The sequence below is a fragment of the Streptomyces sp. genome (assembly GCF_036524955.1).
Lineage (GTDB): Bacteria > Actinomycetota > Actinomycetes > Streptomycetales > Streptomycetaceae > Actinacidiphila.
The window spans coordinates 1-12634 of the sequence record NZ_DATDBG010000072.1 but is presented as its reverse complement, the minus strand read 5'-3'; the positions used below and the strand labels follow the sequence as shown (position 1 = coordinate 12634).

9 protein-coding genes and 1 pseudogene are annotated in these 12634 nt (G+C 72.5%); 3 read left to right on the top strand and 7 right to left on the bottom strand.

Annotated features, from left to right (window positions below; genetic code table 11):
- Positions 1–112 precede the first annotated feature (112 nt).
- The gene (locus VIW71_RS06260; protein ID WP_331620979.1) at positions 113–1552 is read right to left on the bottom strand and encodes an NAD(P)H-hydrate dehydratase; all 1440 of its coding nucleotides are present in this window, start codon (positions 1550–1552) and stop codon (positions 113–115) included.
- 246 nt (positions 1553–1798) lie between these two features.
- Between VIW71_RS06260 and VIW71_RS06255 the strand changes: the two genes are divergently transcribed.
- Positions 1799–4282, top strand: a complete 2484-nt coding sequence (locus VIW71_RS06255; protein WP_331620978.1) for an isoamylase — start codon at positions 1799–1801, stop codon at positions 4280–4282.
- Positions 4283–4291: 9 nt separating this feature from the next.
- Here the strand turns inward: VIW71_RS06255 and VIW71_RS06250 are convergent, their stop codons facing one another.
- Both VIW71_RS06250 and glmS read right to left on the bottom strand, forming a co-directional pair.
- Positions 4292–4660 (bottom strand): holo-ACP synthase, encoded by a 369-nt coding sequence (locus tag VIW71_RS06250; RefSeq protein ID WP_331620977.1) that lies wholly within the window; start codon positions 4658–4660, stop codon positions 4292–4294.
- Positions 4657–6504, bottom strand: coding sequence for a glutamine--fructose-6-phosphate transaminase (isomerizing) (gene glmS / locus VIW71_RS06245; RefSeq protein WP_331620980.1), 1848 nt, complete (start codon positions 6502–6504; stop codon positions 4657–4659). The genes VIW71_RS06250 and glmS overlap by 4 nt, the downstream gene beginning before the upstream one ends.
- Positions 6505–6804: 300 nt before the next feature.
- Here glmS and coaA point away from each other — a divergent pair, with 300 nt between their 5' ends.
- The gene (gene coaA, locus VIW71_RS06240) at positions 6805–7770 is read left to right on the top strand and encodes a type I pantothenate kinase (protein ID WP_331620976.1); all 966 of its coding nucleotides are present in this window, start codon (positions 6805–6807) and stop codon (positions 7768–7770) included.
- Positions 7771–7820: 50 nt separating this feature from the next.
- Here the strand turns inward: coaA and glmM are convergent, their stop codons facing one another.
- The 4 genes from glmM to VIW71_RS06220 all read right to left on the bottom strand — a co-directional run bounded on the left by glmM (position 7821) and on the right by VIW71_RS06220 (position 12312).
- Entirely contained in the window at positions 7821–9179 is a 1359-nt protein-coding gene (glmM, locus tag VIW71_RS06235; protein ID WP_331620975.1) for a phosphoglucosamine mutase, read from the bottom strand.
- A 278-nt stretch (positions 9180–9457) separates the two neighbouring features.
- The gene (rpsI, locus tag VIW71_RS06230) at positions 9458–9973 is read right to left on the bottom strand and encodes a 30S ribosomal protein S9 (protein ID WP_331620974.1); all 516 of its coding nucleotides are present in this window, start codon (positions 9971–9973) and stop codon (positions 9458–9460) included.
- 39 nt (positions 9974–10012) lie between these two features.
- A complete protein-coding gene (gene rplM / locus VIW71_RS06225) occupies positions 10013–10456 on the bottom strand; it encodes a 50S ribosomal protein L13 (RefSeq protein WP_331620973.1) in 444 nt (147 codons plus the stop codon).
- A 233-nt stretch (positions 10457–10689) separates the two neighbouring features.
- Complete coding sequence (locus tag VIW71_RS06220; RefSeq protein WP_331620972.1) at positions 10690–12312, bottom strand: ABC-F family ATP-binding cassette domain-containing protein; 1623 nt, start codon at positions 12310–12312, stop codon at positions 10690–10692.
- A gap of 99 nt (positions 12313–12411) precedes the next feature.
- On the opposite strand from VIW71_RS06220, the pseudogene VIW71_RS06215 reads away from it, so the two are divergent.
- Positions 12412–12634, top strand: a pseudogene (locus tag VIW71_RS06215) (hypothetical protein); the annotation flags it as partial.

Below are 12634 nucleotides of genomic sequence, written 5' to 3'. Positions count from 1 at the left end.
TCGGGCTCGCCGCCGGGCGCCTGCGGGCGAAACGCCCCACCACCGGCCCACCACCGGCCCGCCGACCGGACGGCGGCCGCGGGGAAGGCCCAAGACTCTCCGTACGGCCGGATCAGGCGTGGACGTCGCGCCAGGCCGCGGGGATCGCCTCTGCGACGTCCGTCGCGGAGAGGGGGCCTTGCGTGAGGCGGGCTGCGAGGCCGTGGAGGTACGCGCCGCAGGAGGCGGCGTCGCGCGGGGGGAGGCCGGCGGCGAGGAGGGAGCCGGTGAGACCGGAGAGGACGTCGCCGCTGCCGGCCGTGGCGAGCCAGGGGGTGCCGGTGGGGTTGACCCGGACCGGGACACCGGGGTCCGGATCGGCGACCAGCGTCGTGGAGCCCTTGAGGAGGACGGTCGCCCCGAAGCGCGCGGCCAGGGCCCGTACCGCGTCCAGGCGCCGTGCCTCCACGTCCTCGCGGGGCCGGCCGAGCAGCGCGGCCGCCTCCCCGGCGTGCGGGGTGAGCACGGTCGGCGCGCCCCGGCCCCGTACCGTCTCCCGGTCCATCAGCCGCAGCCCGTCCGCGTCCACCAGCACCGGGACGTCCGAGGCCAGCACCTCCGCCACCGCGGTCCGCGCCTCGGCGGAGTCGCCGAGGCCGGGCCCGGTCACCCACGCCTGCACCCGGCCCGCCGCGTGCGGCGAACCGGTGGACACCAGCGTCTCGGGGTGCCGGGCCAGTACGGCGTCCCCGCCCAATCCCACGTACCGTACGGCCCCGGCGCCACCGCGCAGCGCGCCCGACACCGAGAGCACCGCGGCGCCCGGGTAGCGCCACGAACCGGCGACGACCCCCACCACACCTCGCCGGTACTTGTCGCTCCCGCCGCTCGGGCGCGGCAGCAGCGCCGCCACGTCGGCGTGCTGCGGCGCTTCGAGTTCCGGAGCGCCGAGGTACGGGGCCAGGCCGATGTCGATCAGGCGGAGCGCACCCGCCGACCCGGCCGCCGGGTCCACCAGCAGGCCGGGTTTGTACGTGCCGAAGGTCACGGTCACGTCGGCGTGGACGGCGGCGCCCGGCACCTCGCCGGTGTCTGCGTCCACGCCGCTGGGGAGGTCGACGGCGACCACCGCCGCGCCCGCCTCGCGGGCCGCGCCGGCCAGCGCCGCCGCCTCCGCGCGCAGGCCGCCCTTGCCGCCGATGCCGGTGATGCCGTCCAGGACGAGGCCGGCCCGCGCGATGGCCGCGGCACCGGCGTCGGGGGTCGCGGTCCGGCCGCCGGCCGCCAGCAGCGCGGCCAGGCCCGCCGGATGCGTACGGTCCGGCGCGAGCAGGACGGCCGTCACGCCGGCGCCCCGGCGGGCCAGCCGCGCCCCGGCGAAGAGGGCGTCGCCGCCGTTGGAGCCGCTGCCCACGAGGATCACCACCCGCGCCCCGTACACCCGCCCCAGCAGGTCCGCGCATGCCCCGGCCAGCCCGGCCGCCGCCCGCTGCATCAACGCGCCCTCGGGCAGCCGCGCCATCAGCGCCTCCTCCGCCTCCCGCACGACCGCGACCGTATGCGCGTACCTCATGCTTCGAACCTCCGTGTCAGCGCCGCCAGGGCCTGCGTCGTGGATCACGCCGGGCTCGCCCCACCATCGCACGGCCCGCCCCGATCGCCCCGCACGCCGGCCGCCACAGGTCTTCGCCGCATGTCTTTACGCCGAACCGACCCGCCGGTAACTTCGGAAAACTCCTGCAAGGGACCGTGGGAGACAGTCGGCTGCCGGCGCGTGCGGCCGTTCGGGACACGTTCGGACACAGGTGAAGGAGTCGCCGTGCACGCGCGCAAGCAGGTCCGTATCAGCGGCAGGGTCCGCTTCAACACAGTCGGCACCGGCACAGTCCGCACCAGCCGAGGCCGTACGGGCACAGGCCGCACGAGCACGGGTCGTACGGGCACAGCCCGCACGGCCCGGTTCCGCACGGCCGTGGCCGGCGCCACCGCACTGCTGGCGCTCGCCGGTGCCGGCCTGCCCTCCGGCGGGCACGCCGCCGCGGCCACCGCCGCGGCCACCGCCGCCGCTCCCACCGCCGGCCAGAACATGGGCGCGCGCTACGACGCCACCGGCGCGAACATCGACTTCCGGGTCTACTCCTCCCGGGCCACCCGCATCGCCGTCTACCTCTACGCCGTCGCGTACGGCAGCCAGGAGAAGGTCTCCTACCTGCTGACGAAGGACGCGTCGACCGGCATCTGGTCGGTGACCGTCCCGGTCTCGACGCTCCGCACCACGTACGGGATCACCGGCGCGGTCTACTACGGCTACCGCGCCTGGGGCCCCAACTGGCCGTACACGCCGTCCTGGACGAAGGGCTCCTCGGCCGGCTTCGTCACCGACGTCGACGCGGCCGGCAACCGGTTCGACCCCAACAAGCTGCTGACCGACCCCTACGCCCGCGAGCTCAGCCACGACCCGCGCACCCCTTCGAACAACAGCGAGACCGTCTACGCCACTGGGCCGCAGTACCGCGCCCTGGACAGCGGCACATACGCTCCCAAGGGCATCGTGCTGGCCGACGACACGACCAGCACCGGCACCAAGCCGACCAGGGCGCTGAAGGACGACGTCATATACGAGGTGAACGTCCGCGGCCTGACCAGGAACGACCCGTCGGTGGCCGCCGCGTACCAGGGAACCTACAAGGGCGCGGGCCTCAAGGCGGCGAGCCTGGCCGCGCTGGGGGTGACGGCCGTGGAGTTCCTGCCGGTGCAGGAGACCCAGAACGACGCCAACGACGCCGACCCGACGGGCACCAGCGGCGACAACTACTGGGGCTACTCGACGCTGGACTACTTCGCACCGGACCGCCGCTACTCCTCCGACCGGACGCCGGGCGGTCCCACCCGGGAGTTCAAGGCGATGGTGAAGGCGTTCCACGACGCCGGGATCAAGGTGCTCGGCGACGTGGTCTACAACCACACCGCCGAGGGCGGCCCCTGGAACCCGTCGGACAAGACCACGTACAGCCTGCTGTCCTGGCGGGGCCTGGACAACCCGGCGTACTACTCGCTCACCTCGGATTTGCAGAGCCCGTGGGACAACACCGGGGTGGGCGGCAACTACAACACGTACAACCCGGTCGCGCAGCAGATCGTCCTGGACTCCCTCGCCTACTGGAAGGACTCCCTGGGGGTCGACGGCTTCCGCTTCGACCTGGCGCCGGTGCTGGGCAACACCTGCCAGCACGGGTGCTTCCAGTACAGCAGGACCGATCCGGCCACCGCGCTGAACCGGATCACCGCCACGATGCCCGCCCGGCCGGCCGGGGGCGGCACCGGCACCGACTGGATCGCCGAACCGTGGGCGCTGGGCAGCGGCACGTACCAGCTCGGCAACTTCCCGGCCGGCTGGTCGGAGTGGAACGGGGACTTCCGCGACACCCTGCGCCGCGACCAGAACGCCCTGGGCGTGGAGAACGTGACGCCCGGTCAGCTCGCGACGCGGTTCGCCGGCTCGTCCGACCTGTTCCAGGACGACGGCCGCGCGCCCTGGAACTCCGTCGACTTCATGGTGGTGCACGACGGCTTCACACTGGCCGACCTGTACGCGTGCAACGGCAAGAACAACAGCCAGCCGTGGCCGTACGGGCCGTCGGACGGCGGCGCGGACGCCAACCTCTCCTGGGACCAGGGCGGGATCGCCGCCGACCAGCGCAAGGCGGCCCGCAACGGCCTCGCCTTCGTGCTGCTGTCCGCCGGCACCCCGCTGATGAACGGCGGCGACGAGTACCTGCGGTCGCTGCGCTGCAACAACAACCCGTACAACCTGGACTCCTCGGCGAACTGGCTGACCACCTCCTGGACCGCCGAGCAGAGCACCTTCCGCGGCTACGCGCAGCGCCTGATCGCCTTCCGCAAGGCGCACGCGGCGCTGCGGCCGGCCGGCTTCTACGGCTCCACCGACGCCAACGGCAACGGCATGGCGCAGCTGGACTGGTTCACCCCGGCCGGCGCCGCGCCGGACAGCGCGTACTGGTCCAACGCCAACAACCACGCGCTGGCCTGGCGGTACGACGGCACCGAGCTGGGCGACTCCAGCAGCGCGCTGTACGTCGGCTACAACGGCTGGTCCGGCGACGTGACGTTCACCCTGCCCTCCCCGGGGGCGGGCAGGAACTGGTACCGGGTCACGGACACCTCCACCTGGGCGGAGGGTCCCGACCAGATCGCCGCGCCCGGCACCGAGACGCTGATCGGCGGCGCGGGCTCGGCGTACACGCTGCACGGGCGGGCGGTGCTGCTGCTGATCGCGAAGTAGTCCGCGCGGTCAGCCCTCGGCTATGACCACGGCGGAGGCGACGCCGGCGTCGTGGCTCAGCGAGACGTGCCAGTTCTTGACGGCCAGTTCGGCGGCGCGCAGCGCGACCGTGCCGCGGACGGTGAGCAGGGGCCGGCCCGACGGGGTGGTGAGGACCTCGGCGTCCAGCCAGTGCAGGCCGGGCGGGGCGCCGAGGGACTTGGCCAACGCCTCCTTCGCGGCGAACCGGGCCGCGAGGGAGGCCAGGCCGCGGCGGTCGCCGGAGGGCAGGTGGAGCTCGGCGGGGGTGAAGAGCCGTTCGGCCAGGCCCGGAGTGCGGTCCAGGGCCTTCGCGAACCGGTCGATCTCGGCGACGTCGATGCCGACTCCCACGATCACTCGACCGTCACCGACTTGGCGAGGTTACGGGGCTGGTCCACCTCGTTGCCCCGCGCGGTGGCGAGCTCGCAGGCGAAGACCTGCAAGGGCACGGTGGCCACCACGGGCTGGAGCAGCACCGGGGTCCGGGGCACCCTGATCAGGTGGTCGGCGTAGGGCACGACCTCCTCGTCGCCCTCCTCCGCGATGACGACGGTGCGGGCGCCCCGGGCGCGGATCTCCTGGATGTTGGAGACGATCTTCTCGTGCAGCACCGAGCGCCCGCGGGGCGAGGGCACCACGACGACCACCGGGAGACCGGCCTCGACCAGCGCGATCGGCCCGTGCTTCAGCTCCCCGGCGGCGAAGCCCTCCGCGTGCATGTACGCGAGCTCCTTGAGCTTGAGGGCGCCCTCCAGCGCCACCGGGTACCCCACGTGGCGGCCGAGGAAGAGCACGGTGTCCTCGTCCCGCAGCGACCGGGCCAGCTCCCGTACCGGCTCCATCGTGGCGAGCACCCGCTCGACCTGGGCGGAGATCGCCGACAGTTCGCGGACCACCGCCTGGATCTCGTCGCCCCACTGGGTGCCCCGCGCCTGCCCGAGCCAGAGCGCGACCAGGTAGCACGCCACGATCTGGGTGAGGAACGCCTTGGTGGAGGCGACCGCCACCTCCGGCCCGGCCCGGGTGTAGAGCACCGCGTCGGACTCCCGGGGGATGGTGGAGCCGTTGCTGTTGCAGATCGCCAGCACCCGCGCCCCCTGCTCGCGGGCGTGCCGCACCGCCATCAGGGTGTCCATGGTCTCGCCGGACTGGCTGACCGCGATGACCAGCGTGCTGTGGTCCAGGATCGGGTCGCGGTACCGGAACTCGCTGGCCAGCTCCACCTCGCACGGCACCCGGGTCCAGTGCTCGATGGCGTATTTCGCGATCATCCCGGCGTGGAAGGCGGTCCCGCACGCCACGATGACGATCTTGCCGACCTGCCGCAGCACCTCGTCGGGAATCCGCACGTCGTCCAGGGTCAGCCGACCGCCCGCGTCGATCCGGCCGAGCAGGGTGTCGGCGACCGCCTTGGGCTGCTCGGCGATCTCCTTGAGCATGAAGGAGGCGTAGCCGCCCTTCTCGGCCGCCGAGACGTCCCAGTCCACGTGGTACGGCCGCACGTCGGCCGGCTGCCCGTCGAACCCGGTGACGGTGACGCCGTCCCTGCGCAACTCCACGACCTGGTCCTGGCCCAGCTCGATCGCCTCGCGGGTGTGCGCGATGAAGGCGGCCACGTCGGAGGCGAGGAACTGCTCGCCCTGGCCGACCCCCACCACCAGCGGGGAGTTGCGGCGGGCACCGACCACCACGTCCGGGTCGTCGGCGTGCACCGCGACCAGGGTGAACGCACCGTCCAGCCGCCGGCACACCTGCCGCATGGCCTCGGCGAGGTCGCCGCAGGACGAGAACTGCTCGGCGAGCAGATGTCCCACCACCTCGGTGTCCGTCTCGGACGCGAGGCTGTGACCGCGCCCGGCCAGCTCCGTGCGCAGCGCCGCGAAGTTCTCGATGATGCCGTTGTGCACGACCGCGACCCGGCCCGCGTTGTCCAGGTGCGGGTGCGCGTTGGCGTCGTTGGGAGCACCGTGGGTCGCCCACCGGGTGTGCCCGATGCCGGTGCCGCCGTCCGGCAGCGGCTGCCGCGCCAGCTCCTTGCGGAGGTTGCCGAGCTTGCCCGCCCGCTTGGCCGTGGCGAGCCCGCCGTCGGCGATCACCGCCACCCCGGCCGAGTCGTAGCCGCGGTACTCCAGGCGTTCCAGACCCGCCATCACGACGTCCAGCGCACTCTGCCCGCCGACGTATCCCACGATGCCGCACATACCGATCAGCTTAAAGCCTGCCTTGTGGATCTTGCCGGGCTCGCGGGGCCCGGCACGCACGCTCACGGCGTCGTCAGTCGTCGATGTCCCCCACAGCCCGCGGCGTGGGAGATGCCCCCACCGCGCCGGCTCCTTCCTCCGCCCTGCGATCGCACGCACCGGGCCCCGCTCCGTGATCCGGCCTGATCCCCGCGGCAGACCCTTGGCCCGCAGCCGCGAAGCCCCCCGCGCCCCGACGATCCGCGCCCCCCACCGGCATCCCGCCCACAGGCCGCCGACAGCCTGTGGAAAACTCCTGTCATGACCTCCCCGACCAGCCCGTACGTCGATCTGACCCGGGAACAGTGGAGCGCCCTGCGCGAGCGCACCCCGCTGCCGCTCACCGCCGCCGAGGTGGAGAAGCTGCGCGGCCTCGGCGACGTCATCGACCTGGAGGAGGTGGTGGACGTCTACCTGCCGCTGTCCCGGCTGCTCAATCTGTACGTCGGCGCCCACAGCGGCCTGCGCGGCGCCCTGAACACCTTCCTCGGCGGCACGGCGGCCGGCGGGGACGGCGCGCGGCAGCCCGGCACCCCGTTCGTCATCGGCGTGGCCGGCAGCGTCGCGGTCGGCAAGTCCACCACCGCCCGCCTGCTCCAGGCGCTGCTCGCCCGGTGGCCCGAGCACCCCCGCGTCGAGCTCGTCACCACCGACGGTTTCCTGCTCCCCAACGCCGAGTTGCAGCGGCGCGGCCTGATGTCCCGAAAGGGCTTCCCCGAGTCCTACGACCGCCGCGCCCTGACCCGTTTCGTCGCCGACGTCAAATCCGGGAAGCCCGAGGTCAGCGCACCCGTCTACTCGCACCTGTGGTACGACATCGTGCCCGGCGAGCGGCTGACCGTGCGCCGCCCCGACATCCTGATCGTGGAGGGCCTGAACGTCCTGCAGCCCGCCCTGCCCGGCAAGGACGGCCGCACCCGGATCGGCCTCGCCGACTACTTCGACTTCAGCGTGTACGTGGACGCGCGCACCGAGGACATCGAGCAGTGGTACCTGGGCCGGTTCCGCAAGCTGCGCGAGACCGCCTTCCAGGACCCCCACTCCTACTTCCGCACGTACACCCAGGTCTCCGAGGACGAGGCCCTCGACTACGCCCGCATGATCTGGCGCACCGTCAACCGGCCCAATCTCCAGCAGAACGTGCTGCCGACCCGCAGCCGGGCCACGCTGGTGCTCCGCAAGGGCCCCGAGCACACCGTGCGGCGCCTGTCCCTGCGCAAGCTCTGACACGCTGCTCGCCCGGAACTGGTTCCGGGCGGGCAGCACAGCCCCGGCCCCTACCCCAGCGCCGACTTGACGACGTCCGCCAGCCGCCCGGCCACCGCGCGGGCGTGGTCGATGTCCGCCGCCTCGACCATGACCCGGACCAGCGGTTCGGTGCCGGACGGCCGCAGCAACACGCGCCCGGTGGAGCCGAGTTCCGCCTCCGCCTCGGTGACCGCGGCGGTCAGTTCGGCCGAGGACTCGACCCGGCTCCTGTCGACGTCCCGCACGTTGATCAGCACCTGCGGCAGCCGCCGCATGACCGCGGCGAGTTCGGCCAGCGGGCGCCCGGTGGCGGCGACCCGGGCGGCCAGCAGCAGGCCGGTCAGGGTGCCGTCGCCGGTGGTGGCGTGGTCCAGCACGATGACATGGCCGGACTGCTCGCCGCCGAGCGCGTACCCGTTCTCCTTCATCGACTCCAGTACATAGCGGTCGCCGACCGCCGTCCGTACCAGCTCGATGCCCTCGCTGCGCATGGCGAGCGTGAAGCCGAGGTTGGACATGACCGTGGCGACCACGGTGTTGGCGCGCAGTGTGCCGCGTTCGCGCATGGCCAGGGCGAGGACCGCCAGGATCTGGTCGCCGTCCACCTCCGCGCCGGTCGCGTCCACCGCCAGGCAGCGGTCGGCGTCGCCGTCGTGCGCGATGCCGAGGTCCGCGCCGTGCTCGACGACGGCCGCCTTGAGCAGGTCGAGGTGGGTGGAGCCGCAGCCGTCGTTGATGTTGAGGCCGTCCGGCTCGGCGCCGATGGTGACGACCTCGGCTCCGGCCCGGGAGAAGGCCTCGGGCGACACGCGGGAGGCGGCGCCGTGCGCCTCGTCCAGTACGATCCTCAGCCCGTCGAGCCGGTTGGGCAGCACCTCCAGGAGGTGGGCGACGTACTGCTCGAAGCCCTCCTCGTACTCCTTGACCCGGCCGACCCCCGCGCCGGTGGGGCGGGTCCAGGGGGCGCCGGTGCGGTGCTCCTCGTAGAGCGCCTCGATCCGGTCCTCCAGTTCGTCGTCGAGTTTGTGGCCGCCCCTGGCCAGGAACTTGACACCGTTGTCCGGCATGGCGTTGTGGCTTGCGGAGAGCATCACGCCGAGGTCGGCGCCCAGCGCGCCGGTGAGATACGCCACCGCCGGAGTGGGCAGCACACCGACCCGCAGGACGTCCACGCCCGCGCTCGCGAGGCCCGCCACGACGGCGGCCTCCAGGAACTCGCCGGACGCCCGCGGATCGCGCCCGACCACGGCCACCGGCCGGTGTCCCGCGAACGTGCCCGCCTCGGCGAGCACATGCGCCGCCGCGACCGACAGGCCGAGCGCCAGCTCGGCGGTGAGGTCGGCGTTGGCGATCCCGCGCACCCCGTCGGTGCCGAAGAGTCGTCCCACAGTGTTTCCTCCGATACAGGTGCGGCTCAGTCGTACGGCCACCGGTCGTGGGTCACCACCGGTCGCGCATCACCGGGCCGCCGGTTGCGACGCCCCGCCGGTACCGCGCGCGACCGTCGGAGCCACAGGGCCGCCCTGCCCCGGCTCCGTCCGACCAAGCGTCGTACAACCACTGGTATAGCCCCGGGAGCCCTCATACGAACGCCCCGGAGGCAACTGAGTGCCTCCGGGGCGAAAGCGTGCCTGCCGGGCGGGTGACGGACGTGCCGCCGCTCGGACTAACGCTTGCTGAACTGCGGCGCCTTGCGGGCCTTCTTCAGACCGGCCTTCTTCCGCTCGACCGCGCGGTCGTCACGGGTGAGGAAGCCGGCCTTCTTCAGCGGGCCGCGGTTGTTGTCCACGTCCGCCTCGTTGAGCGCGCGGGCGACGCCCAGGCGCAGCGCACCGGCCTGGCCGGAGACGCCGCCGCCGCTGATGCGGGCGATGACGTCGTACCGGCCGTCGAGTTCGAGCACCTTGAAGGGCTCGTTGACTTCCTGCTGGTGCACCTTGTTGGGGAAGTAGCCCTCAAGGGTGCGACCGTTGATCTTCCACTTGCCGCTGCCCGGGACGATCCGGACGCGGGCGATGGACTGCTTGCGGCGGCCGGTGCCGGCAGCCGGCTGCGGCTCGCCGAAGCGGGAGGCGAGCGACTCGGAGGTGTACTCCGACTCGACGGCCTCGGACTCGAAAGTGGTGATCTCGTCGTAGGACTCGTCGCCCTCGAGGACGGTCTCGGCGGTGGTCTCAGCCACGATTCTCCTCAGATTCCTTCTGGTAGCTGGTGGCCGGGACTACTGCGCGACCTGGGTGATCTCGAACGGCACCGGCTGCTGGGCGCCGTGCGGGTGCTGGTCACCCGCGTAGACCTTCAGCTTGGAGAGCATCTGACGGCCCAGGGTGTTCTTGGGCAGCATGCCCTTGACGGCCTTCTCCACAGCCTTCTCCGGGCTCTTGGCAAGCAGCTCGTCGTAGCGCACCGAGCGGAGACCGCCCGGGTAGCCGGAGTGGCGGTAGGCCATCTTCTGGGTCTTCTTGTTGCCCGACAGGTGCACCTTGTCGGCGTTGATGATGATGACGAAGTCACCGGTGTCGACGTGGGGGGCGTAGATGGGCTTGTGCTTGCCCCGCAGAAGGGTTGCTGCCTGGCTGGCCAGACGGCCCAGGACAACGTCCTGCGCGTCGATGACGTGCCACTGGCGCTGGACATCGCCGGGCTTGGGGCTGAACGTACGCACGGTCGTAGCCTTCGCTTCTTCTCAGTAGGAGTCCTGACAAGGCCACCCGGACGATCACGACAGCCTCCGAGGTGGCACGGGGACGCAACCCGTGCACCTGCCGCTGGTCATCGGCCCGGTGGACCGGCGTAAGGGCCCCTCACGTGAGATAGAGCAAGCCAATACGCATAACGAACCTTGAGGATACCGTTCCGGGCCCGCACGGGTCAAAACGCGGCTCCACACCGCCCGGGTCAGCGCTTCCGGTCCACCCTGCGTTCGTCCCAGACCGGCTCGGGGGTCTCCCGGACCAGCCCGTCGGAGCCGAAGACCAGGAAGCGGTCGAAGGAACGGGCGAACCAGCGGTCGTGGGTGACCGCGAGCACCGTGCCGTCGTACGACTCCAGGCCCTCCTGCAACGCCTCCGCGCTCTCCAGGTCCAGGTTGTCGGTCGGCTCGTCCAGCAGCAGCGCGGTCGTGCCGACCAGCTCCATCAGCAGGATCTGGAACCGCGCCTGCTGCCCGCCGGACAGCTTGTCGAACGGCTGGTCGCCCTGCCGCTCCAGCTCGTAGCGGCGCAGCACGGACATGGCCCGGCCGCGGTCGTGGGCGTGCTCGGTCCACAGGATGTCGACCAGCGCGCGGCCGACCAGCTCGGGGTGGGCGTGGGTCTGCGCGAAGTGCCCGGGCACCACCCGGGCGCCCAGCTTGTACGTACCGCTGTGCGCGACCGACGGGTCCCCGGCCAGCAGCCGCAGGAAGTGCGACTTGCCGGAGCCGTTGGAGCCGAGCACCGCGACCCGCTCGCCGTAGAAGACCTCCAGGTCGAACGGTTTCATCAGACCGGTGAGCTCCAGCTTCTCGCAGGTCACCGCCCGCACCCCGGTACGGCCGCCCTTCAGCCGCATCCGGATGTCCTGCTCGCGCGGCGGTTCCTGCGGGGCGCCCGCGTCCTCGAACCGCTTCAGCCGGGTCTGCGCCGCGTGGTAGCGGGACGCCATGTCGGGGCTGATCGCGGCCTGCTGCCGCAGCCGGTGCACCATGGCCTTGAGCTTGGCGTGCTCCTCCTCCCAGCGGCGGCGCAGTTCCTCGAAGCGCGCGAACCGCTCCTTGCGCGCCTCGTGGAAGGTGTCGAAGCCGCCGCCGTGCACCCACGCGGTGCTGCCGGCCGGGCCGGTCTCCACGCTGACGATCTTCTCCGCGCTGCGGGAGAGCAGCTCGCGGTCGTGGCTGACGAACAGCACGGTCTTCTGGGTCTGCGCGAGCTGCTCCTCCAGCCAGCGCTTGCCGGGCACGTCCAGATAGTTGTCCGGCTCGTCCAGCAGCAGCACCTCGTCGGGGCCGCGCAGCAGCGCCTCCAGCACCAGCCGCTTCTGCTCACCGCCGGAGAGCGTCTTGACCTCGCGCCACTGCGCCCGCTCGTACGGCACCCCGAGCGCGGCCGTCGTGCAGATGTCCCACAGCGTCTCCGCCTCGTAGCCGCGCGCCTCCGCCCAGTCGCCGAGCGCGTGCGCGTACGCCATCTGGGCCGGCTCGTCGTCCTGCGCCATGATCGCCAGCTCGGCGGCGTCCACGGCCTGCGCGGCGGTCTGGATACGGGGATGCGCCACGGACACCAGCAGGTCGCGCACGGTGCGGTCGTCGCGGACGCTGCCGACGAACTGGCGCATCACGCCGAGGCCGCCGCTGACCGTGATCGTGCCCCCGTGCGGTTTCAGCTCCCCGGAGATCAGCCGGAGCAAGGTGGTCTTCCCGGCGCCGTTGGGACCGACCAGGGCCACGGCGGCGCCGTCGCCCACCCGGAACGAGACGTCGCCGAGCAGCGCCCGCCCGTCCGGCAGGTAGTACTCCAGGTGCGCTGCTTCCACATGACCCATGGCCAGGATTGTCCCTTCCCGGGTGACCCGCCCCAAGTCGTTTTCCGCGAAACTGCCGGTCATCCGGAGCCGGCGGGACGGCCCTCTATGATGCGCGGCATGACTGAAGCGCCCGGGCAGCAGCCACCGCAGGATCCCCGCCATGCCCGCGACGGCCGCCGCGAGGTCCTGGAAGGACGCGTCATCCCCTCGCGGCCCCAGCCCACTCCCCCGGCCGATCCGCACGGGCCCCCCGCCGGGGGCCAGGGCCAGTCGTGGCCGCCCCTGTCGGGCACCGGCACCGGCGAGGCGTGGTCGATCACCCCGGGCACTCCGGGGGGCG